Genomic DNA, 20,807 nt, shown 5'->3' on the forward strand with positions numbered 1-20,807 from the left:
GTTTCGTGTCGCGAGCTGGTGTCGCGCGCCACGTCTCCGCCCGCCTGTGCTAGCCTGCGGGCATTTTTTTGCCCATAGATAATCGATGCATTCGTATCTGTCGTGAATGGCAATAATCCATCCGAATTCGGAATGAATGATTGCCGATATGGTGAAAACCCTCTGTCCTTTTTATCTTGACTAAGGTGGTATATCACATACCTTATATCCATTCGCGCGAATGGTTGGGTAGCGGTGAACATTACATTTTTGTCATCCAAGCGGCGGACTTCTGATAACCGCAAGGTTTGGACGGAAGCTGCATGGCAGGAGTGAAGATGCTCGCCAAGTCAGGAATATGGCGGCTTTACGGGATATTTGGCGGCTATTCGTTAATCGCCGAAAAAACCGTCATTTTTGCTGCCGACAAAACAACGATGGCACAAGGAGCGACGAAATGTCTGCAATCATATTCAGACGACGATTGGCGTCGTGCGACCCCATGCGCGTATTTTCAGATAATTCATATCCAGTCATTCCGGAGGGCGCGAAATGAACCACGCATCTACGGGATCGCTGCGTCCCAATTCGCAGATTTCCGACCGCACGCGCTGGATCCAGCTGGCAGTGGGCGTTATCTGCATGATCGCCACCGCAAATATCCAATATGCCTGGACGTTGTTTGTTCCGGAAATCCAGGACACTTTTGGCTGGTCACGGGCGAATATCCAGATCGCCTTTACCATCTTTGTCCTGGTGCAGACCTGGCTAGCGCCGATCGAAGGATATTTCATCGATAAATTCGGACCGCGCCTGATGGTGGCATTCGGTGCACTTTTCATCGGTGCGGCGTGGGCGATCAATTCGCAGGCAACGTCGCTGATGGGTTTCTACGTCGGCGCGGCAGTGGGCGGGCTGGGCGTGGGATCGATCTACGCCACCTGTATCAACAACGCCATCAAGTGGTTTCCAGACCGGCGCGGCCTGGCAGTGGGGCTGACGGCGGGCGGGTACGGCGCGGGCTCCGCCGCCACCATCCTGCCGATTGCGGCCATGATCGAATCGGCGGGATTCCAGAGCACCTTCCTGTTCTTCGGCATCCTGCAGGGCACGCTGGCATTCGTTGCGGCATGGTTCCTGCGCGCGCCGCAAGCTTCGGAGGTCAAAGTCTCGCAGAAGATCGCCCAGTCCACGCGCGACTACACATTGCGCGAAGCGCTCAGCACCCGGCTGTTCTGGCTGATGCTGGTGATGTTTGTGCTGGTGGTGACCGGCGGCATGATGGCCGTGGCGCAGCTTGGCGTGATCGCCAAGGATCTGGGCGTCAAGGAATTCCAGGTCGACCTGCACTTCTTCGTCATGGCTGCATTGCCGCTGGCGCTGATGCTGGACCGCATCATGAACGGTATCTCGCGGCCGCTGTTCGGCTGGATTTCCGACAATATCGGCCGCGAGAAAACCATGGTGATCGCCTTCACGCTGGAAGGGTTCGGCATCATCGCGCTCGGTTACTTCGGCAGCAATCCGTATGCGTTCCTGATTCTCTCCGGCGTGGTGTTTCTGGCCTGGGGCGAAGTGTATTCGCTGTTCTCAGCGTTGGCCGGCGATGCCTTCGGCACCAAGCACATCGGCAAGATCTACGGCGTGCTCTATACGGCCAAGGGGATTGGCGCGCTGTTTGTGCCGATTGGCAATCTGATGATGGAAGCCACCGGCACGTGGTCCACCGTGCTTTATACAGTGGCCACGATGGACCTGATGGCGGCGCTGCTGGCGTTCACGGTGCTCAGGCCAGTGTTCGCAAGCCACGTGGCCACATCCAGGCGAATGTTCTCGCAGGAGCAGGGCGGGGCGGGAACACAGGTGCCGGCGTAAGCCGCGTGTAGGCGGGGCGCCGCACCGCGCCCGGTGACGATCAGGCCGGCGTGCGCTCCGCGACAGCGGCGTCGGCCACGCGCACTGGCGCCTGCGGCATGCCTTGCGCCTGCGGCGCCCGGGTTTGCTGCGCGGGCTGCGTCCCGTGCATCAGCCGGCGATAGCGCCCCAACGCCCACAGCGGGAAATACGCGGTGTAGCCGTGATACTTCAAATGGAAGATGCGCGGAAAGCCCGGGGCGTTGTGGAACGGATGCATCCAGAAGCCATCTTCGCGCTGAGCGTCGATCAGGTACGCGACGCCACGCCGCACCGATTCCGATTCATGTTCGCCCAGCGCCAACTGGCCCAGTAACGCCCAGGCGGTTTGCTCGGCAAGGCTGCGGCCGTCGTTGGTGCCGGCCAGTTCGGGATGCAGGTAGCTGTCGTTCGTTTCGCCCCAGCCGCCGTCGGCGTTCTGTTTGCCGCGCAGCCACGCGATTGCGTTGCGCACCATCGGCAGATTCTTGTCGACGCCGGCCAGCGCCAGGCCAGCCAGCACGCTCCATGTGCCGTAGATGTAGTTGGTGCCCCAGCGGCCCCACCAGCTGCCATCGCGCTGCTGCGTGTCGCGCAGATAGGCAATGCATCGCTCGCGCACGGTGGCGTCCTGCGGGCGATTGGTGACGCCCAACGCCAGCAGCACGCGGCCGGACACGTCTTCGGTCGGCGGATCGAGCAGCGCGCCATGATCCGCGAACGGAATCGCGTTGAGGTAGTTGCGGTCGCAGTTGGCATCGAATGCGCCAAAGCCGCCGTTACGCGATTGCAGGCCGATCGACCAGTCGAGCGCACGGTCGACATGCGGCTTGAAGCGCTGGCTTTGTCCGGTGCGCTTGCCGTGCGCGTGCAGCATCGCCAGCACCACGGCGGTGTCGTCGACATCGGGGTAATACGGGTTGGCGTACTGGAAAGCCCATCCGCCCGGCCTGGTGGCCGGCGCGGCGTTGTGCTCCCAGTCCCCGGCCAGGTCCAGCACCTGGCGTTCGGTCAGCCAGTCATAGCCGCGCGCGATGGCCTCGGCGGCGCGCGCGTCGGCCGGCGCCTGTTCCAGCGCCATGAGGCTCCAGGCGGTATCCCATACGGGCGACAGACACGGTTGGCAATACGACACGCCGTCGTCGCGATGCACGATCAGCTTCTTCAGCGCATCCATGCAATCGCGGCGCAAGGGATGGTCCTTGGCGTAGCCAAGCAGCACCATCATCTCGTAGGCGTAGACCATCGGCGGGAAGATACCGCCGAAGCCGTCCTCGCCATTCATCCGTTCCTCGCTCCACTTCACGGCGCGTTCGATCGCCTTGCGGCGCAGCAGGCGCGGAATCAGCGGCTCGGCATGACGGACCAGCCGGTCGAGCTTCAGGAACAGGCCCGGCAGGCCGCGCTTGCGCGGGAAGTAGCCGGTTTCCAGTTCCGGCGGCGTGACAAACAGCTCCTGCACGTGAACGCCCAGCGGATTCCTGGCCTGCGCGCGGATCGAGCACAGCACCAGCAGCGGCACCATGGTCGTGCGCGCCCAGTAGGCCACCTTGTCCATGTGGATCGGCGCCCAGCGTGGAAACAGCACGAATTCCACCGGCATGAAAGGCGTGGCGCGCCACGGCACTTCGCCGAAGGTTGCCAGCAGGATGCGTGTGAAGACGTTCGACTTGGCCGCGCCGCCGTGCTGCAGGATGACATCGCGCGCGCGCTGCATATGCGGCGCATCGGGAGAATCGCCAGCGGCCTTCAGGGCAAAGTACGCCTTGACGCTGCACGACACATCCACCGCGCCGCCGTGATACAGGTCCCATGCGCCGTGGCCGTCGAGCCGCTGCAGATTGCGCAGATACCTGGCCATGCGCGCTTGCAATGCGGTGTCGATCTCGTCGACGAAATGCATCATCAGGATGTATTCGGCCGTGATGGTGGCGTCCGATTCAAGCTCGAAGCACCAGTGGCCGTCTGCATGTTGCAGATTCAGCAGCGCGTCGCGCGCACGGGTCAGGCTGGCATCCAGATCGGATGCCGAAAAATCTTGTGAGGTCATGCGTGTTCGGGGCGGCGATAGGTCATGTGGTCGAGCTGCTGCAGCAACGCCGCCCGTTGTGCGGAATCGATCGTACGGTGGCCCAGCAGATCGGCCAGCCAGAGGCCGTCGGCGGCCAGCCGGCAAAGTAGCAAGCGCGTGGCATCGCCGGAATGCGCCACGTCCTGCTGCAGCGATTCGGTTTCCCATTCCTGGTAAGGCGTGCGGAAATCGGGGCGGGCCATCACCAGCATCATTGCGGCGCGCCACAGCTCACGTTCGCCGCGCTCGACCAGCCCATCGGCCGAGGCGTGCAGATAGGCGCGGGTATTGCGTCCGTGCGGCTCGCCATCGGCTTGCGCCGCGGCGCTTACCTGGCCCTTGAAGCGATCGAGCACCAGGTTGGAGATGGCTTCCAGCAATTCCTGCTTGCTCGAAAAATGATGCTGCAGCCCGCCTTTGGACACCCCCGCGCGCGCGGCCACCGCGTTCAGCGTCACCGCACCGATGCCTTCTTCGACAAGCAGTTCGATGGTGGCCGATAACAGGCGGTCGCGAATGAGTTGCGGTTGTTTGGGGCGGCGGTGGGCTTCACTCATGGCGCCGGAAGATACCATCCGGCCGGATTGTTTGCAAATGCCCCCGGGGTTGCCGCCGGTCCCGCCTTAGCGATCGAGCGGGGCAAAGCGCACGCGTTCGTCTTCAAGACGGCCGTGGAACATTTCCGCGGGACGCGCCCAGCCGCCCACCTGGTGCGGCCAGATATGCACGTAGACGGTCAGGACCTCTTCGTTTTCGGAATGCCGCGATTCGAATACGCGCCGGTACAGGCCGCCCTTGTAATGGCGATGCGTGGCCAGCTGCAGGGCTTCGGCCTCGGTGTTCACCGTGTACTGGGGCAGCTTCGCCTCGGTAAAGGTGCTGACCAGTTCGAACGCCTGGCGAATCGCCTCGATGTCGGTTGGCTGCATGTGTGCGCTCCCTTGAATCAGTCGACGATAAACAATCGGGCGCCGGTTGCCGTGCGCGACTGGTGCGCCTCGGCGTCGTCGCCCACCTGATAGCTCATGCCCGGTTCGAGCACGAAAGTGCGGCCGTCCTCGAGCGTCGTCTCGAGCGTGCCTTCCAGGCAGAACAGCACGTGTCCCTTCTTGCACCAGTGATCGGCCAGGTATCCGGCGGAATACTCGACCATGCGCACGCGGATGCGCCGGTCCTCGTCACCGAAGTATCGGGTGCGCCAAAAGGCCACGCCGGTTTCGCCCTTGTGCTCGGTGCGTTCCACCTGAGCCCAGTCGGTGGTGCCGAAGGCGAATGCGTCCATCTTCATGTTATGGCTCCGTGTCTTTCGGTGTTCGATGTTTGGGAAAGGACGGCATTCTACCGATACGGCGTACCGTTGCTGGCGGCGCGCAAGCCGCCTACTATTTGGGCGCAACGAAAAGTCCCCGGAGAATAACCATGACAAAGCCCGATCTTGCCGCCACTGAACCGGTGGAACCCCAGGCGGTATGCAGTCCCGTCACCCGCAGCGCCATTTTCATCGTGGCAACGATCCAGCCCGGCGATGCCGCCGCAGACGCGGTGCGAAGCTGGTGTGCCGACATCGCGGGGCTGGTGCGTTCGGTGGGGCAGCGCTTTCCCGGGGCAAGCCTGTCGTGCGTATGTGGTTTTGGCGCACAGGCCTGGGACAGGCTGTTCGGCGCGCCGCGCCCGGCAGCGCTGCACGTCTTCCGCGAATTCGGCGCTGGCGAGCGCATGGCGGTGGGGACGCCCGGCGACATCCTGCTGCATATCCGCGCCGAACAGATGGACCTGTGTTTCGAGCTGGCGATGCAATTGACCAGCCGTCTGGGCAACGCCGTGTCCGTGGTCGACGAAGTGCACGGCTTTCGCTACTTCGACCTGCGCAGTATGGTGGGCTTTGTCGACGGCACGGAAAACCCGACCGGCCGTCACGCCGTGCATGCCACCATCGTCGGCGATGAAGACCCCGCGTTTGCCGGCGGCAGTTACGTCATCACGCAGAAATACCTGCACGACATGGATGGCTGGAACGCGCTGCCGGTGGAAATGCAGGAGCGCATCATCGGCCGCAAGAAGCTGTCGGATATCGAACTCGATGACGACATCAAGCCCACCTCCGCGCACAGTGCGTTGACCACCATCGTCAAGGACGGCGAGGAAGTGAAGATCCTGCGCCACAACATGCCGTTCGGCCGCCCTGGCATGGGCGAATTCGGCACGTTTTTTATTGGCTACGCGCGTTCGCCGGAGCCCATCGAGCAGATGCTGGAGAACATGTTCGTCGGCCGGCCGCCCGGCAACTACGACCGCCTGCTCGACTACAGCACCGCTGTCACCGGATGCCTGTTCTTCGCGCCGCCCGCCGAGATGCTCGAAGAACTGGCCGAGCGGCGCCCACAGCCGGCTCCCTAAGCCGGTTGCGCAACGGACAGCATCAGCGCTGATAGGCGGGCGGATTGAACCCGGCAAAGCGCTGTTGCGTCACCGACTTGAAGGCGGCCGAGCGGTAGGCGTCGCGAATCTCCGCCACGAAAGGCTTGTTCAGGTCCGCCGTTTTCACGGCTACCAGATTCATGTAGTAGTCGGGGATCGTTTCCAGCGCCAGTGCCGACGTCAGCTTGAGCCCGGACGCCAGTGCGAAATTGCCGTTGACGAAGGCATAGTCGACGTCGTCAAGCGAGCGCGGCAACTGCGCGGCTTCGAGTTGCACGAGCTTCAGCCGGTGCGGGTTGCCGTCGATATCGCGCTCGGATGCGCGCACCGCATCGGTGCCTGGCTTGAGCGTGACCCAGCCAATCTGCTGCAGGATGGCGATGGCGCGGGCGAGGTTGGTCGGATCGTTGGGCAGTGATACCGTCGCGCCGGCTTTTACTTCGCCAAGCGTCTTGTGCTTGCGGCTATAGATGCCGATCGGCGCAGTCGGCACCTGCACCACTTCGGAAAGCTGCAGCTTGCGGTCCTCCGAGAATTTCTTCAGGTACACCGCGTGTTGGAAGGCGTTGGCATCGATCGCGCCGTCGGCCAGCGCCAGGTTTGGCTGCACATAGTCGCTGAACTCGACGATCGTCACCTTGTAGCCGCGCGCTTCCAGAATGGGCTTGATGCCATAGCGGATCTGGTCCGCATAGGGACCCGCCGTCGCGCCGAAGCGGATTTCCTTCTTGTCCGGATCCGCCGCGCTTGCCGCCTGCATGACGCTGCATGCCAGCCATAGCGCCACAAGCATCCGAATGCCTTTGCCCATTTGCATCGATTCCTCCCGTTTCTTTGTGTTCGATTGCGCCTCAAAGATGCGCGCTTGTGACGCGCGCCAGGCCGGCCCATTGTAGGGACGGCAACGATGTGAACGAAGCTGCAAATTGTCATGCGCATATGCGGCGCGGGTATATGCGCGGTGCCGCCAGCGGGATCCGGTGAGCCCGCCGCAGAGTCCGTTCGTTGTGAAAGCGCGCCGACCCCGTAGCAACCCCTAGTTGACGTATATTTTCATGAGCATAAAATCTGTTTCACAGACATGAAAACAGATGCCGGCCGCCCGGTCAGGCATCGACGTTGGAGACAGCTCACCCATGACCGCATCGCCAGCCGCCGCGCAGCCGGCTTCTTCCTACTTCGTGCGCACTGAAGAGGTGGCCGGATATCACCCGGCCAATCACGTCGGCACATTGAACCGCCGCATCATCGGCCGCGAAAACGTTGGCGCGACCCAGCTCGAAGTCATCCACGGCACCATTGAGCGCGGCAAGGGCGCGCTGCCGCATGCGCATCCCGGCATCGAACAGGTCTGCTATGTGCTGGAAGGGCGCGCGCGCGCCGAGGTCAACGGGCAGGCGCAGGAGTTGGGGCCCGGCGATTGCTGTTTCTTTCCGGCCGACGCCATGCATGTGTTCACGGTGATCAGCGATGAACCGGTCAAGCTGCTGGTGATCTACGCCCCGCCGTACGAGGAATCGCCGGACCGCGTGATTCGTCCGGACTGACCGTTGCGCCGCGGCTGTCCGCAGCCGCCATAACAATACCGAGGAGACCATTCATGCCGAATTTCCGCGTGCGGCGCACGCTCGTCGCCGCCATGCTGGCGCTGCCCATGGCCTTGCCGCTGGCCGCCCAGGCGGCCGACAACTATCCCAGCCGGCCGATACGGCTGGTGGTGCCGTTCGCGGCGGGCAGCGGCACCGATGCGGTCGCGCGCATCACCGCGAAGGAACTGGGCGATGCGCTGGGCCAGAACGTCGTGGTAGACAACCGTCCCGGCGCCAACGGGGCGATTGCCGCGGAATTGGTGGCGCAGGCCGCGCCGGACGGCTACACGCTGTTCATGACGACCAACACCACGCACTCGGCCAATCCATCGTTGATGAAGAAGCTGCCCTATGACCCGATCAAGGATTTCACGCCGGTGGCGCGCATGGGCAACCTGCCGTTCATGCTGGTCATCAATCCCAAGCTGCCGGTGAAAACCGTTGGCGAACTGATCGCCTATGCCAGGGCGCATCCGGGCATGTCCTATGCCAGCGGCAACAGCACCGGCATCGTGTCCGGCGCCACGCTGGGCCGGATGGCCAAGATCGATCTGCTGCACGTGCCCTACAAGAGCACGCCGCCGGCCATGACCGACGTGATTGCGGGCCAGGTGCCGATGATGTTCGTCGACGTGGCCGCCGGCGCGGCCAACGTCAAGGCCGGCAAGATGCGCGCGCTGGCCGTGACCACCGCGCAGCGCAGCCGCCTGCTGCCCGATCTGCCGCCGATTGCCGACACGCCCGAGCTCAAGGGATTCGACATCACGTCGTGGAACGGCGTATTCGCACCGGCCCGCACGCCGCAGCCGATCGTCGAGCGGCTCAATCGGGAACTGTCGAAGATCGCGTCAAGCAAGGAAGTCGCGCCGAAATTCGAAGCGCTGGGCTTCGAGGCGTTCGGGCAAACGCCGCAGCAGTTTGCGGGCTTTGTCGGCAGCGAACTGGTCAAGTGGAACAGGCTGGTCAAGGACGCTGGCATCCAGCCAGAGTGACCAGCGGAAAAAACGCGGCGAAGAATATTCGGCGGAAAAAACCAAAGGAATCGTCAGATGAATTTTGAAAGGACGCCCGAGCAGAACGCGATCGTGGACGCCGTCACGCAGCTTTGCGCCGATTTCGGGCCCGAATACTGGTCCGAACTCGATGGCGCGCACCGCTTTCCCGAAGCGTTCCATCAGGCGATGGCCGGCGCGGGATGGCTGGGCATCGCCATGCCGGAACGATTCGGCGGTGCCGGCCTGGGCATCACCGAAGCGGCGCTGATCATGCAGACCGTGTCGGCATCGGGGGCGGGCTTCTCGGGCGCGTCGGCCATCCACATGAACGTATTCGGGCTGAATCCGGTGGTGGTGTTCGGCACGGAGGCCCAGCAGCAGGCCGCGCTGCCGCCGTTGATCGAAGGGCGGGACAAGGCGTGCTTCGCGGTGACCGAGCCCGATGCGGGACTCGATACCACGCATCTGAAGACCCAGGCGGTGCGCACCGCCGACGGTAGTGCGTACCGTGTGGACGGACGCAAGATCTGGATTTCCACGGCGCAGGTGGCCACGCGCATGCTGCTGCTGGCGCGTACCACGCCGCTGGACGCGGTGGCCAAACCTACGCAGGGCCTGAGCCTGTTCTACACGGCGCTGGACCGCAACCACATCGAGGTGCGCGAAATCGACAAGATGGGACGCGGCGCCGTCGATTCGAACATGCTGTTTATCGACGGGCTGATGGTCCCCGCGGCGGATCGCATCGGCGAAGAGGGCAGGGGGTTCGAATACATCCTGCATGGGCTCAATCCCGAGCGCATCCTGATTGCCGCCGAAGCCGTCGGCCTCGGGCGGGCCGCATTGAACGCCGCCACGCGTTACGCGCGCGAGCGCACGGTGTTTGGCCGCCCGATCGGCCAGAACCAGGGCATCCAGCATCCGCTTGCGCAGGCATGGATGGCGCTGGAAGCCGCCGACATGATGGTCTGGAAGGCCGCATGGCTGTACGACAACGGCAAGCCCTGCGGCGCCGAGGCCAATGCGGCCAAGTATCTGGCCGCCGAAGCCGCGCATCAGGCGTGCCAGACCGCAGTGCTGACGCTGGGCGGCATGGGGTATGCGCGCGAGTATCACGTTGAACGCTATCTGCGCGAATCGTACATTCCACGCATCGCCCCCGTCAGCGCTCAGCTGATCATGTGCCACATCGCCGAGCGCGTGCTGGGCCTGCCGAAGTCGTATTGAACGCGGGGCTGCGGTAGCGGCCGTGCCGCGCGCGGACTCCAAAACAAACACCCCGGCCGCTTCCACGACCGGGGTGTTTTCGTACTACGTTCGGGGCGCGCCCCATGGAGGTTTCCCGCTGCCGCGCCATGACGATCCGTAGGATCTTTCGTCGTTGGATGCCGTTATGCCTTTCAACAATGAACGTCCGCTCATCGCTGAAGGGCACAACAGCCGACGCTCATGGCGCGGCGCGCGGCGGCATGTCCTTCCCATCTAGAGTCCATGCCGCGCAAATCTGAACGACCCTGCCCGCCGTTCAGACCGCGGAAATCGTAAAACCTGTTTGTCGATGACTCTGCCGATTGCGCCAGAGCCCGTTAAGTCCCGCGTTTATTTGCCGAGTTCGTGGCCGATCACGCCGCCCACCACGGCACCGCCAACTGTACCGGCGGTGCTGCCGCCGGTGGCTTCATGTCCAACTACACCGCCGGCCACCGCGCCTGTTGCGGTGCAGCCCGACAACGCCCACCAGCATGCGCTGATTGCCAGTGCTCCTGCGACTCGTTTCCACATGGTTTTTTCTCCTGCTGCGCGGCGCCGGTGGTTGTTTCGTTTGTCCGAGGCCGCGCGTTCATCACGACTCAAGGATAGGTGCGCGCGCATCGTCAGCCTTTCGGGCGCACGCTGATTGCGATGTAGGAATTTGTCGGACGATCGCGGGCGTCCCGTGGTTGCATGTCAAGGGGACATTGCCGCGCCGCACTCCCATGCGGGTTGGCGCGCGGGCACGACCGTGCGCTGGGCGTGGGCGGGCCAGCGAGGGGAAATCCGCGGGTGCGGCATTTACGCGGCTGATGCAAAATCCCGCTTCAGTCCGGTTTGCAAATACCGATAACCGATGCAGAGGGCGGGAATTGCACGTTTACACGTTCCGTCATCCTGTGCCGCCAGAATCGCGGGCCAGCAAAGCCACTGCCCCGTCACGCCCCAATGATGTCCCCCAGTTACGACGCGCCTCTCGTCTTGTTTTCCGTGCTTGTCGCCATCCTCGCGTCCTACACCGCGCTGGACATGGCCGGGCGTATTGCCACTGCCGCGCGCGGCCGCTACGCGCGCATGTGGCTGGCTGGCGGCTCGATTGCCATGGGGTTTGGCATCTGGTCGATGCACTTCGTCGGCATGCTCGCCTTCCGCCTGCCGATCCCGCTGGGCTACGACCCGGCGATCACCGGGCTTTCGCTGCTGATCGCGGTGCTGGCGTCGGCCTTCGCACTGCGGCTCGTCAGCCGGGATCATCTGCCGCCCGGGCGCCTGGCGATGGGCGCGTTGGCGCTGGGGGCGGCGGTGGCCAGCATGCACTACACCGGCATGGCGGCAATGCGCATGCGCCCGGGCATCGACTACGACCCGCTGCTGTTCGTAGTGTCCATTGTCGTTGCCGTGGGCGCCTCGGGCGCGGCGCTGTGGATCGCGTTCCGGCTGCGTCGCAGCATGCCGCGCGTCCATCAGTTGCGATTTGGCGCGGCGGTGGTGATGGGCGGCGCAATCGCGGCGATGCACTACACGGGCATGGCGGCGGCGCAGTTTCCGCTCGGCAGCGTGTGCGGCGCGGCCACGGACGGCATGGACCCGCACGCGCTGGCCGTGCCGATCCTGGTGATCACGGTTTGCGTACTGGCCGTGGCGCTGATCACGTCGGTGCTCGACATGCGGCTGGAAATGCGCACGGCCGTGCTGGCCGATGCGTTGGGCGAGGCCAACAAGGAGCTGGAGTTCCTGGCGCTGCACGACAAGCTGACCCACCTGCCGAACCGCGTGCTGCTGGAAGACCGCTTTGCGCAGGCCATCCAGGCGGCATCGCGCCAGCATGGCGTCTTTGCCGTGCTATTTGTCGATCTCGATGGTTTCAAGGGGGTCAATGACACCTACGGACATCAGGTTGGCGACGGCCTGCTGGTGCAGATCGCCAACCGTTTGCGCGCTGCCGTGCGCTCCGAGGACACGATCTCGCGCGTGGGCGGCGACGAGTTCGTGGTGCTGGTTGGCGTGGACGAGCCAGCCGACGCCGGCATGGTGGCCGGCACGCTGATCGAGACGCTGCGCGAAACGGTATATGTCGAGGGTCATGCATTGCACGTATCGGGCACCATCGGCATCGCGCTGTATCCCGCCGATGGCCAGGATCAGGATGCGTTGATGACCAACGCCGACGCGGCGATGTATCACGCCAAGGCGTCGGGCCGCAACGCGTACTGCTATTTCGAAAGCTCGATGAATCACCAGGCGCGCGCGCAGCAGACACTGATCCAGGATCTGCGCGGCGCCGTGCGCAACGGGCAATTGCAGTTGCACTATCAGCCGAAATTCTCCGCATCGGACAACCGGCTGGTCGGCGCGGAGGCTTTGCTGCGCTGGAATCACCCGGTGCAGGGCCTGTTGATGCCGGACCAGTTCATTACCCTGGCGGAAAAGACCGGCACGATCGTCCCGATCGGCGGCTGGGTGCTGGATGAAGCGTGCCGGCAACTGGCGGTGTGGCATGCGACCGGCCATACGGACTGGTCGATGGCGGTCAACCTGTCGGCATTGCAGTTCTGCCACGCCGGCATGGTCGAATCGGTCGCGCGGGCGCTGGCGCAGCACGGTGTGCCGGCGGCCTGCCTGACACTCGAGATTACCGAGACGACGGCGATGCGCGATGTCGAGGCCACACTGGAAATCATGACGCGGCTCGATGCGATGGGCGTACGCATCGCCATCGACGACTTCGGCACGGGTTATTCGAGCCTGCTGCATCTGAAGCGCATTCCCGCCAGCGAGTTGAAAATCGACCGAGGCTTCGTGCGCGATCTTGCGGAGGATACGGAAGATGCGGCGATCGTGTCGGCCATCGTCGCGCTGGGACGCACGCTGAAGCTGCAGGTGGTGGCCGAAGGCGTGGAAACCGCTGCGCAGCAATCATTCCTGGCAGGGTTGGGATGCGATGCGCTGCAGGGCTATCTGCTGGGCAAGCCGATGCCCGCAGCGCAATTCGCCAGCATGGCGGCGGCGCGCTGAGTCGGCGCCGCCGTTGCTGAAGGCACGTAACGATCAGGCGCCGTCGCTGAAAGTGTCGCGCTTGCCGGTGGCGGAGAACGCACCGTCGGTGTACGGATCCCGCTTGGAGCGCACGTCGTGGGCGCCTTCGCTGTAGACATCGCGCTTGCGATCGACGTAGCCGTCGTGGCTCGTGGCGCGCGCGCCGTCGGTGAACGGATCGGCGCTGCGCGGTGCGGCGTTGGCCAATCCGGCGGTGCCCGCCAGCGTTGCGGCGAGGGCGGAATAGAGCAGGGCTTTCTTGAACATGAAGGACTCCTTTAAGGTTCGAGGATGGAGGCAGCGGGTGGTGAGTACCGGTCGTCTCGCGACCTTGCAAGCAGTCTATTTGCGGGGCGCCAACGCAAAGATGACCCGATAATGACATTGCTGTCATACGCTGCGCGGCATCTGCGCACGCGCGGGAGCCGCCCGCCGATAGCGGTGCAAATAGGCCGGGTGAACAATGTGTTCCGCCGATTCTGGCGATGTCAGGCCCAACACCCTGTAGAATCCGTGTCTGGCCCGCTGGTTTCGCCCGCGCGGGCAAATCCCCGAATCCCTGATCCCCAGCCCGCCGCCCACGTGGCGCGGGCGCGCACGATAAGTCATGTCCGAGTCTGATGCAGCCAAACAAGCCGCGGTGGCGTGGATCCGCGAGCAGATGGACCACTACGGCCTGACGTTCGACGATCTCGTCGACGCAGGCTGTTTTGTGGAAAGCGAGGACGGCCCCGACAGCGACGCCGCTGCCCCGGCCGCCACGCCGGCTGGTGCCGTTGCTGCCAATGCCAGTGCCCCCGAAAGCGCCGCCAAGCCGCGCACGCTCTATCGCAATGCGATGGGGCAGACCTGGGACGGCACCGGCGAATATCCCGACTGGCTGCAACGCGCGGTCAACGCCGGCCAGTCGATCGATTTCTATCGCGTGGACTGAGCCGGCGCCAATATCGCGCTAGTTGGCCGATTATTTCTCGACGGTCAACGATGTGATCGTCAGCAGCCCGTCGAGCCGCTCGGCGGTGAAGCGCACCTTGTCTCCGGTCTGCACCTGCGCAAGCATGGCCGAGTCTTTCACGCGGAACACCATCGTCATGGCGGCCATGTTCAGATTCTCGATCGGACCATGGCGAACCGTCAGCTTGCCCGCCGCGGCATCCACCTTGCGGATTTCACCTTCCACTTGCGGTAACGGCACGCCGGACTGATCCGGCAGCGCGCCGGAGATTGCGCCAGGCGCCGCGCCCGCGGCAATGTTTGCGGTGTCAGCGGTGGCAAGTTGCGGCATCCAGGCCAGCGAGGCCATCAGCATCAGCATCAGCGTCGTGAGCGTGTATTTCATCGTGTGTTCCTTGGTAGGGGTCATGTCGGTGCTTCAACGGCGCGGCGGCCGCGTCGCGGGTTCGGTGTGCTCGAAGGCCACGGTGCCGGCCGGATGCCGATACCAGCCTGGATCGCGATAATCGTTGGGCGCCAGTCCGGCGCGCACCTTTAGCGTGGTGAACATGCCGCCCATCTCGATCGGGCCGAACGGACCCTGGCCGCTCATCATCGGCAGCGTGTTGTCGGGCAACGGCATTTCCATCGCACCCATGTCGGCCATGCCCGCTTCGCCCATCGGCATATAGTCCGGCACAAGCGCGTTCATGCGGCTGGCCAGATCCTTCTGTTTCACACCGATCATGGTCGGCAGGTTGTGGCCCATGGCGTTCATCGTGTGGTGCGACTTGTGGCAATGAAAGGCCCAGTCGCCGGGGTTGTCCGCCACGAATTCGATCGCGCGCATCTGCCCTACCGCGACATCGGTGGTGACCTCGGGCCAGCGCGCCGACTGCGGCACCCAGCCGCCATCGGTGCCGGTCACCTCGAAGCGGTGACCGTGCAGATGGATCGGATGATTGGTCATCGTCAGATTGCCCATGCGGATGCGCACGCGGTCGCCCAGCCGCACAGGCAATACGTCGATACCCGGAAACACGCGGCTATTCCATGTCCACATGTTGAAATCGGTCATTTCAGCCACACGCGGCGTGTAAGAGCCCGGATCGATGTCGAAGGCGGCGATCAGGAACACAAAGTCCCGATCCACGCGCATGGCTGCCGGGTTGCGCGGGTGCACCACGATAAATCCCATCATGCCCATGGCCATCTGCACCATTTCATCGGAATGCGGGTGGTACATGAACGTGCCGGCGTGCCGCATTTCGAACTCGTAGACGAACGTCTTGCCCGGCGGAATATGCGGCTGCGACAGCCCGCCAACGCCATCCATGCCGGCCGGCAGGATCACGCCGTGCCAATGCACCGTGGTGTGTTCCGGCAGTTTGTTGGTGACGAAGATGCGCACGCGGTCGCCTTCCACGCACTCGATGGTTGGGCCGGGGCTTTGCCCGTTGTATCCCCACAGATGCGCGGTCATGCCGGGTGCCAGTTCCCGTTCGACGGGCTCGGCCACCAGGTGGAATTCCTTCCAGCCATTGCGCATGCGCCACGGCAGCGTCCAGCCATTGAGCGTGACCACCGGTTGATACGGGCGCCCGCTGGCGGGCATCAACGGCGCCTGTGTGGCGGCGCTGCTCTGCAACGGCGCCTCGGGCAAGGCCGCGGCGCCGGCGCGCGATACCATCGCGGCGCCCAGCATGGCCGCAGCCGACTGACCCAGAAAATTGCGGCGGGAAACCATGTCATTGTCCTTGTGTGTTGGGCGTGGAAGGCTGCGGGCGCGCGGCGCTGCCCGCATCGTTTCCAGCATTCGCAGCAATTGCGGCATTCGCGGGTTGCCCCGGCAGATTGCCGCCCAGCGCACTGCGCAGGTCAGATTCGGCCAGCCAGAAATCGCGCTGTGCATCGAGGTAGCCGTTGACGGCGTTCACCTGCTCGCGGGCGTCGGTCAGCAGTTCGAACACGCTGACCAACATGCCGTTGTAGCGCAGCAGGTTTTCATCGCCGATACGCTTGCGCAGCGGCACCACTTCGTCGCGGTAATGGCGGGCGATGTCGTAGCGCGCCTGATAGCCCGCGTAGGTTTCGCGCACGACCGAGCGCGCGTTGATGGCCTGTTCGGCCAGTCGCGCCGCCGCCTGCATGTAGACCGCCTCGGCGCGGGCCACGCGCGCGCCGCCCCAGTCGAACAACGGCACTTCGATATCGATGCCGTAGCCGGTTTCGCGCGGTTTGCCGGTTTCGGAGTTTTGCACGTAGCTGACGTCGAGCACGCTGATGAAGCGCGTGGCGCGCGTCAGGCCTAGCGAGCGCGACAGGCTGTCCAGCTGTAGGCGGCCGGCCTGCAGATCGAGCCGGTTGGAGATCGCATAGCCCTCCAGGTCGCGCGCGCCGGGACGCGCGGGCGGCAGGTCGGGCAGCCGTTCCGGCAAGCGATAGGCAATGTCCGCGCCCCACAGGCCCAGTTCGCGCGTCAACTGCTCGCGCGTGGACAGTGCACGTTCGCGGGCGCGCGCCAGTTGTGCGGCGGCGTCGGCATAGAACGCCTGCTCGCGGGCGTGATCGAGCGCGCTGACATTGCCGGCGCGCGCCAGATCGCGTGCAAACAGGGCGCCCGTTTCGGCGGCGCGCCGGACCTGCTCCGCATAGCGCGCGGCCTGCTCGGCGGCGACTGCCTGCACCCAGGCGCGGCGCGCGGATTCCGCCTTGCGCAGCGTCGCATCGGCCACCGCCAGGCGCGTCTGTGCAAGGCGACCGGCCTCGATACGCGCGGCAAACGGCAGCGCCAGCAGGTTCATGAAGCCGATGGTGACGGCGCGGTCGATCTTGAGGTCGTCGCCCGAGGATTTGCGCGTGAAGGAAAAGCCGGGATTAGGCAGGCGCGTCGCCTGTACGTAATCGGCCTCGGCAATGCCAAGGTCGGCGTACTGCGCTTGCAGCGCGGGGCTGTTCAGCAATGCAATCTGCACTGCGCGATCGGCGTCGAGCGGCTGCGCCAGTAGTTCGCGCACGCGCACGCGCACCGCGGCACGGTCCTCATCGCTGCGAATCCAGGCGGCATCCATGCCCAGCCGCTCGCGCGTGGCATCCGCCACGGGGCCAAATCCGCCATCGGGCGAAAACCCCGCGCATCCGGCCAGCAATAGAACGCTGACCAGCGGGCCGCCAACGCGCTTCAGGAAAGCCAACATCATGGTGGGTCTCCTTTCAGTGAGCGGAATGATCGTGATCGCCTTGCGGCGCTGGCGCGGACGGTAGCGGCGCGGACGCGGAGGAAGCCGGCTGCGGCGCGGCGTTGCGCGGCATGCGATGTCCGGCATGCGCATCGCCGTGGCTGTTCGCCCCCTGGACGGGGGCGACGGCGGCGTTGGACTGCCGCCACGGCGTGACGGTGGGCGACTGGTACGGCAGGTATCCAGACATGGGTGCGACATCCGCCATGGCGGGAACCACGGCGGCGGGATCGGAAGGATCGGGCAGGTTGGGCGGCGTTGAGGCAGGCGACGATGCCTGGGCCACGGCCAGGGCCGGGACCAGCATCAGCAGCCATGCCGCCGCCATAGGGCGCGCGAAGGGCATGACAATCTCGTGAATCTGGACGTCCGCGTGCGACGCACGGTCGCGGCGCGGTTCACCACGTGTGGAGAGACGCCAGAACACTGCGCGGATCCGGATGGCTCCAGGCCGACCTAGGTCGACCTAAGCCGATCCATACCGACGTGAGCCGATCGGGGCGGACCTGTGTGGATTCAGGCGAGTGCTGGCGAGGGACGAGCGTGCGATGGACGCACCTCGGGTGTCAGCAGTGGCGGGCAGGCGGCCGTTCGGCCGGGAGGGGAAGCTGGCTGGCGAAGCTGGCCGCGGTGCTCAGCGGCAGGGCGTGGCGACGGTGCTGCAAGGCCACGAGGGGGAGTTCCGGCAGCAGCATGGCGCTGGCGGCGCAAGCGGCGCAGGCACTGCACGCGCCAGCCGCATGATGCCGGTGATGATCCTTGGAATGGTCCGGCGTGTCGGCCGCGGGATGTGCGTCGTGCCAGACCGGCATGTCGTCGTGGCCGTGCGCCATGGCGTCGTGGCATTGCGCGGCGGCGTCCATCATGCCGATCTCGGCTTCCGCTTCCGCCTTGATGGCCGCATGCCGTTCCGGCATCGACAGGCCGACGGCCTGCGCTGCGCTGCAAACCATCATGACTGCCGCGGCGGCGCCCTGCACGGGCAGCGCAAACATGGCAAGACACAACAGGAAGCTGGAAAACAGACGTTTCATCGAGGCAGCGAGGGGGCGGGGCACGGCAGCCCGGGGCTGCGGCGTGACAAGTAAAATGCAGCGCGCATTGTACTGTGTTTGATTGCGTAAAGCCCGCGTTGCAAGATGACATTCACGCAATGTTCGCCCAAATCGGTCAAACCTCGGATAGTGTCTGAGTTCTGCAATAAACCGGAAGACAGGGGCGGCTGCGTCGAAGGCATCGTCCCAAGAGTGAATCACCATGCGCATCCTGATTGTCGAAGACGAACCGAAGGCGGGCGACTATTTGCTGAAGGGGCTGACCGAGTCCGGCTTTGTGGCGGACCTGGCGCGCGACGGCGTGGACGGCCTCGCGCATGCGCGCGAGCAGCACTACGACCTGATCGTGCTCGATGTCATGCTGCCCGGCATCGACGGCTGGCAAGTGCTGCGCGAGCTGCGACGCGACAAGGACACGCCGGTGCTGTGCCTGACCGCGCGCGATGAGCTTTCAGACCGGCTCAAGGGGCTGGAACTGGGCGCCGACGACTACATGGTCAAGCCGTTCGCCTTCGCGGAACTGGTGGCGCGCATCCGCACGATCCTGCGCCGTGGGCCGCTGCGCGAGAGCGAATTCATGGAAGTGGCGGATCTGCAGATCGATACGATCCGCCGTCGCGTGACGCGCGCCGGCCAGAAGATCGACCTGACGTCGAAGGAATTCGCGCTGCTGCAGCTCCTGGCGCGCCGTCGCGGCGAAGTGCTGTCTCGTTCGCTGATCGCCTCGCAGGTCTGGGACATGAATTTCGACAGCAATACCAACGTCGTGGACGTGTCGATCCGGCGGTTGCGCGCCAAGGTCGACGACCCGTTTCCGCACAAGCTGATCCACACGCGTCGCGGCATGGGCTATGTGCTCGACGAATCGGGCGAGGCGTAAGCGCGCATGAAGCGGCTGCTGCGCTTGCGGCGCGCCATCGATGGATGGATGCCGTCGTCGCTGACCACGCGCCTGGCGCTGGCCTATGGCCTGACCACGGCGGCGATCCTGGTGGGGGTGGCCACGTATCTGTCCAGCGCGCTGGGCAGCCAGCTGCAGTCTCGCGACGAGACCGAACTGGTTGGCGAAGTCCTGCTGGTGCGGCATCTGCTGCGCGAAGTCGCTGACGAAACAGAAATCCGCACCGACACGCATCGTTTTGCCGATATCGCGATGGGCCACGAGGGCCTGATTCTCGTGGTGCGCACGCGCGAAGGCGAACCGTTGATCGCGCTGAATCCGCATAACGAGCCGATTCCGCCGCTGCGGGTGCTGCCCGCCAACACCGCGCCCGACAAATCACTGCTGCAGACCTGGCATCCGCGCAACGGCGTGCCGTCGCGCGGCATGGCGGCGTTGGGGCAGGTGGGCGATTCCGGACGCACCGTGGAGATCATCGTGCTCAGCGACGCCGGCTACCGCGCGGCGTTGATGCGTGAATATCGCGGCGAACTGCTGGGCGCGGTGTTATGCGGTGCGATCGTCGCCGCGGCGCTGGGCTATCTGCTGGCGCGGCGTGGCTTGCGCATGCTGCGCCGCATGGCCAGCGACGCCGCGGCCGTGACCACCAGCCGGCTGGCCACGCGGCTCGACGTGGGCGGCGCGCCCGAGGAGCTGCGTGAACTGGCGGGCGCCCTGAATGCGATGCTGGCACGCCTGCAGGACAGCTTCACGCGGCTGTCGCAATTTTCCGCCGACCTCGCTCACGACTTTCGCACGCCCATCAGCAACCTCGTGGGACAGACCCAAGTGACGCTGGCCCAGCGCCGCACTCCCGCCGAATACGAAGCGTTGCTCGAATCGAACCTTGAGGAATACGAGCGGCTCGCGCGCATGATCGAGAACATGCTGTTCCTGGCGCGCGCCGACAATGCGCAGGTGGCGCTTGGTGCGCGCCCGCTCGATGCGCGCGCCGAACTGGACAAGGTGGCCGAGTATTTCGAGGCGGTGGCGGCCGATCGCGAGCTGACGATGAGCGTGTCTGGCGCGGCGCCAGTGGTGGCCGACCAAACCTTGCTGCGGCGCGCCATCATCAATCTGCTCGACAATGCGCTGCGCCACGCGCCGGCCGGCAGCACGGTGCGGATGGCCGTGACGCGCAGGTCGGCGCGCAACACCGTGATCAGCGTGATCAACGACGGCCCGGCGATTGCCGCCGAGACGCTCCCGCACCTGTTTGGCCGCTTCTATCGCGCCGATCCCTCGCGCCGCAATTCGGCAACCTCCACCGGGCTTGGTCTGGCCATCGTCGACACCATCATGCGTCTGCATGGCGGCAGCGTGGCGGTGCACAGCGTGGAAGGCGAGACCGCATTCGAGCTCGACTTTCCTGACAATTCCGGTACCGCCACGGGCGCATAATGTCGCG

Annotated in this window: 21 protein-coding genes; 9 read left to right on the plus strand and 12 right to left on the minus strand. The window is 64.8% G+C overall.

The genetic code is table 11. The annotated features are described in order from the left end of the window. Window positions 1–531: 531 nt before the first annotated feature. Window positions 532–1,854 carry an oxalate/formate MFS antiporter gene (oxlT, locus tag AC1RKI_RS28105; protein WP_150981889.1) on the plus strand — a complete coding sequence of 441 codons (1,323 nt, stop codon included), beginning with the start codon at window positions 532–534 and terminating at the stop codon, window positions 1,852–1,854. Between the two features lie 40 nt (window positions 1,855–1,894). Here oxlT and shc read toward each other — a convergent pair whose 3' ends face one another. From shc to AC1RKI_RS28125, 4 genes are all read right to left on the minus strand, one after another. After that, window positions 1,895–3,922: a squalene--hopene cyclase gene (gene shc, locus AC1RKI_RS28110; protein WP_492798142.1), complete on the minus strand. Its 2,028-nt coding sequence runs from the start codon at window positions 3,920–3,922 to the stop codon at window positions 1,895–1,897. After that, the gene (locus AC1RKI_RS28115; protein ID WP_150981891.1) at window positions 3,919–4,500 is read right to left on the minus strand and encodes a TetR/AcrR family transcriptional regulator; all 582 of its coding nucleotides are present in this window, start codon (window positions 4,498–4,500) and stop codon (window positions 3,919–3,921) included. Before AC1RKI_RS28115 ends, shc begins: the two co-directional genes overlap by 4 nt. Window positions 4,501–4,566: 66 nt before the next feature. Then, complete coding sequence (locus tag AC1RKI_RS28120) at window positions 4,567–4,788, minus strand: DUF1653 domain-containing protein (protein WP_490715007.1); 222 nt, start codon at window positions 4,786–4,788, stop codon at window positions 4,567–4,569. A gap of 101 nt (window positions 4,789–4,889) precedes the next feature. Beyond that, on the minus strand, window positions 4,890–5,231 hold the full coding sequence (locus tag AC1RKI_RS28125) for a DHCW motif cupin fold protein (protein ID WP_341249678.1): 342 nt from the start codon (window positions 5,229–5,231) through the stop codon (window positions 4,890–4,892). 131 nt (window positions 5,232–5,362) lie between these two features. Here AC1RKI_RS28125 and AC1RKI_RS28130 point away from each other — a divergent pair, with 131 nt between their 5' ends. Then, a complete protein-coding gene (locus tag AC1RKI_RS28130; RefSeq protein WP_061955807.1) occupies window positions 5,363–6,340 on the plus strand; it encodes a Dyp-type peroxidase in 978 nt (325 codons plus the stop codon). Window positions 6,341–6,362: 22 nt separating this feature from the next. Here AC1RKI_RS28130 and AC1RKI_RS28135 read toward each other — a convergent pair whose 3' ends face one another. Next, complete coding sequence (locus tag AC1RKI_RS28135; RefSeq protein WP_084003939.1) at window positions 6,363–7,178, minus strand: MetQ/NlpA family ABC transporter substrate-binding protein; 816 nt, start codon at window positions 7,176–7,178, stop codon at window positions 6,363–6,365. A 319-nt stretch (window positions 7,179–7,497) separates the two neighbouring features. On the opposite strand from AC1RKI_RS28135, the gene AC1RKI_RS28140 reads away from it, so the two are divergent. Genes AC1RKI_RS28140 through AC1RKI_RS28150 form a run of 3 tightly spaced genes read left to right on the plus strand, consistent with a single transcriptional unit; the run spans window position 7,498 to window position 10,172 of the window. Then, window positions 7,498–7,908, plus strand: coding sequence for a cupin domain-containing protein (locus AC1RKI_RS28140; protein WP_061955803.1), 411 nt, complete (start codon window positions 7,498–7,500; stop codon window positions 7,906–7,908). Between the two features lie 53 nt (window positions 7,909–7,961). Beyond that, window positions 7,962–8,942, plus strand: a complete 981-nt coding sequence (locus AC1RKI_RS28145; protein WP_492798138.1) for a Bug family tripartite tricarboxylate transporter substrate binding protein — start codon at window positions 7,962–7,964, stop codon at window positions 8,940–8,942. 57 nt (window positions 8,943–8,999) lie between these two features. Then, the gene (locus tag AC1RKI_RS28150) at window positions 9,000–10,172 is read left to right on the plus strand and encodes an acyl-CoA dehydrogenase family protein (RefSeq protein ID WP_061955798.1); all 1,173 of its coding nucleotides are present in this window, start codon (window positions 9,000–9,002) and stop codon (window positions 10,170–10,172) included. A 372-nt stretch (window positions 10,173–10,544) separates the two neighbouring features. Here the strand turns inward: AC1RKI_RS28150 and AC1RKI_RS28155 are convergent, their stop codons facing one another. Next, on the minus strand, window positions 10,545–10,727 hold the full coding sequence (locus AC1RKI_RS28155; RefSeq protein ID WP_061955796.1) for a glycine zipper 2TM domain-containing protein: 183 nt from the start codon (window positions 10,725–10,727) through the stop codon (window positions 10,545–10,547). Between the two features lie 417 nt (window positions 10,728–11,144). Between AC1RKI_RS28155 and AC1RKI_RS28160 the strand changes: the two genes are divergently transcribed. Continuing rightward, complete coding sequence (locus AC1RKI_RS28160) at window positions 11,145–13,211, plus strand: putative bifunctional diguanylate cyclase/phosphodiesterase (RefSeq protein ID WP_061955794.1); 2,067 nt, start codon at window positions 11,145–11,147, stop codon at window positions 13,209–13,211. A gap of 33 nt (window positions 13,212–13,244) precedes the next feature. Here AC1RKI_RS28160 and AC1RKI_RS28165 read toward each other — a convergent pair whose 3' ends face one another. Next, complete coding sequence (locus AC1RKI_RS28165; protein WP_222156954.1) at window positions 13,245–13,499, minus strand: copper resistance protein CopQ; 255 nt, start codon at window positions 13,497–13,499, stop codon at window positions 13,245–13,247. A gap of 340 nt (window positions 13,500–13,839) precedes the next feature. On the opposite strand from AC1RKI_RS28165, the gene AC1RKI_RS28170 reads away from it, so the two are divergent. Next, on the plus strand, window positions 13,840–14,166 hold the full coding sequence (locus tag AC1RKI_RS28170) for an H-NS family nucleoid-associated regulatory protein (RefSeq protein WP_227461235.1): 327 nt from the start codon (window positions 13,840–13,842) through the stop codon (window positions 14,164–14,166). A gap of 30 nt (window positions 14,167–14,196) precedes the next feature. On the opposite strand, the gene AC1RKI_RS28175 is transcribed toward AC1RKI_RS28170, so the two are convergent. From AC1RKI_RS28175 to AC1RKI_RS28195, 5 genes are all read right to left on the minus strand, one after another. Next, on the minus strand, window positions 14,197–14,595 hold the full coding sequence (locus AC1RKI_RS28175) for a copper-binding protein (protein WP_492798136.1): 399 nt from the start codon (window positions 14,593–14,595) through the stop codon (window positions 14,197–14,199). Between the two features lie 9 nt (window positions 14,596–14,604). Continuing rightward, complete coding sequence (locus AC1RKI_RS28180; RefSeq protein WP_492798134.1) at window positions 14,605–15,912, minus strand: multicopper oxidase family protein; 1,308 nt, start codon at window positions 15,910–15,912, stop codon at window positions 14,605–14,607. Window position 15,913: 1 nt separating this feature from the next. Beyond that, window positions 15,914–17,365 (minus strand): TolC family protein, encoded by a 1,452-nt coding sequence (locus AC1RKI_RS28185; RefSeq protein WP_492798132.1) that lies wholly within the window; start codon window positions 17,363–17,365, stop codon window positions 15,914–15,916. A 13-nt stretch (window positions 17,366–17,378) separates the two neighbouring features. Further along, on the minus strand, window positions 17,379–17,750 hold the full coding sequence (locus AC1RKI_RS28190) for a hypothetical protein (RefSeq protein ID WP_157779492.1): 372 nt from the start codon (window positions 17,748–17,750) through the stop codon (window positions 17,379–17,381). A gap of 220 nt (window positions 17,751–17,970) precedes the next feature. After that, window positions 17,971–18,663, minus strand: coding sequence for a hypothetical protein (locus AC1RKI_RS28195; protein WP_492919065.1), 693 nt, complete (start codon window positions 18,661–18,663; stop codon window positions 17,971–17,973). Here AC1RKI_RS28195 and AC1RKI_RS28200 point away from each other — a divergent pair. Together AC1RKI_RS28200 and AC1RKI_RS28205 are read left to right on the plus strand one after the other, a co-directional pair. After that, entirely contained in the window at window positions 18,662–19,339 is a 678-nt protein-coding gene (locus AC1RKI_RS28200; RefSeq protein WP_061955780.1) for a heavy metal response regulator transcription factor, read from the plus strand. The two genes, AC1RKI_RS28195 and AC1RKI_RS28200, sit on opposite strands and share 2 nt — an antisense overlap. Before the next feature lie 6 nt (window positions 19,340–19,345). Further along, window positions 19,346–20,800, plus strand: coding sequence for a heavy metal sensor histidine kinase (locus AC1RKI_RS28205; RefSeq protein WP_492798127.1), 1,455 nt, complete (start codon window positions 19,346–19,348; stop codon window positions 20,798–20,800). The last annotated feature ends 7 nt before the right edge of the window (window positions 20,801–20,807 follow it).

The organism is Cupriavidus sp. GW822-FHT06G04, from assembly GCF_058799075.1.

What these genes read in the sequence shown, in the direction of transcription:
- oxlT (WP_150981889.1), top strand. Translation starts at nt 532, where the DNA reads ATGAACCACGCATCTACGGGATCGCTGCGTCCCAATTCGCAGATTTCC.
- shc (WP_492798142.1), bottom strand. Translation starts at nt 3,922, where the DNA reads ATGACCTCACAAGATTTTTCGGCATCCGATCTGGATGCCAGCCTGACC.
- AC1RKI_RS28115 (WP_150981891.1), bottom strand. Translation starts at nt 4,500, where the DNA reads ATGAGTGAAGCCCACCGCCGCCCCAAACAACCGCAACTCATTCGCGAC.
- AC1RKI_RS28125 (WP_341249678.1), bottom strand. Translation starts at nt 5,231, where the DNA reads ATGAAGATGGACGCATTCGCCTTCGGCACCACCGACTGGGCTCAGGTG.
- AC1RKI_RS28130 (WP_061955807.1), top strand. Translation starts at nt 5,363, where the DNA reads ATGACAAAGCCCGATCTTGCCGCCACTGAACCGGTGGAACCCCAGGCG.
- AC1RKI_RS28135 (WP_084003939.1), bottom strand. Translation starts at nt 7,178, where the DNA reads ATGCAAATGGGCAAAGGCATTCGGATGCTTGTGGCGCTATGGCTGGCA.
- AC1RKI_RS28140 (WP_061955803.1), top strand. Translation starts at nt 7,498, where the DNA reads ATGACCGCATCGCCAGCCGCCGCGCAGCCGGCTTCTTCCTACTTCGTG.
- AC1RKI_RS28145 (WP_492798138.1), top strand. Translation starts at nt 7,962, where the DNA reads ATGCCGAATTTCCGCGTGCGGCGCACGCTCGTCGCCGCCATGCTGGCG.
- AC1RKI_RS28150 (WP_061955798.1), top strand. Translation starts at nt 9,000, where the DNA reads ATGAATTTTGAAAGGACGCCCGAGCAGAACGCGATCGTGGACGCCGTC.
- AC1RKI_RS28155 (WP_061955796.1), bottom strand. Translation starts at nt 10,727, where the DNA reads ATGTGGAAACGAGTCGCAGGAGCACTGGCAATCAGCGCATGCTGGTGG.
- AC1RKI_RS28160 (WP_061955794.1), top strand. Translation starts at nt 11,145, where the DNA reads ATGATGTCCCCCAGTTACGACGCGCCTCTCGTCTTGTTTTCCGTGCTT.
- AC1RKI_RS28165 (WP_222156954.1), bottom strand. Translation starts at nt 13,499, where the DNA reads ATGTTCAAGAAAGCCCTGCTCTATTCCGCCCTCGCCGCAACGCTGGCG.
- AC1RKI_RS28170 (WP_227461235.1), top strand. Translation starts at nt 13,840, where the DNA reads ATGTCCGAGTCTGATGCAGCCAAACAAGCCGCGGTGGCGTGGATCCGC.
- AC1RKI_RS28175 (WP_492798136.1), bottom strand. Translation starts at nt 14,595, where the DNA reads ATGACCCCTACCAAGGAACACACGATGAAATACACGCTCACGACGCTG.
- AC1RKI_RS28180 (WP_492798134.1), bottom strand. Translation starts at nt 15,912, where the DNA reads ATGGTTTCCCGCCGCAATTTTCTGGGTCAGTCGGCTGCGGCCATGCTG.
- AC1RKI_RS28185 (WP_492798132.1), bottom strand. Translation starts at nt 17,365, where the DNA reads ATGATGTTGGCTTTCCTGAAGCGCGTTGGCGGCCCGCTGGTCAGCGTT.
- AC1RKI_RS28190 (WP_157779492.1), bottom strand. Translation starts at nt 17,750, where the DNA reads ATGCCCTTCGCGCGCCCTATGGCGGCGGCATGGCTGCTGATGCTGGTC.
- AC1RKI_RS28200 (WP_061955780.1), top strand. Translation starts at nt 18,662, where the DNA reads ATGCGCATCCTGATTGTCGAAGACGAACCGAAGGCGGGCGACTATTTG.
- AC1RKI_RS28195 (WP_492919065.1), bottom strand. Translation starts at nt 18,663, where the DNA reads ATGGTGATTCACTCTTGGGACGATGCCTTCGACGCAGCCGCCCCTGTC.
- AC1RKI_RS28205 (WP_492798127.1), top strand. Translation starts at nt 19,346, where the DNA reads ATGAAGCGGCTGCTGCGCTTGCGGCGCGCCATCGATGGATGGATGCCG.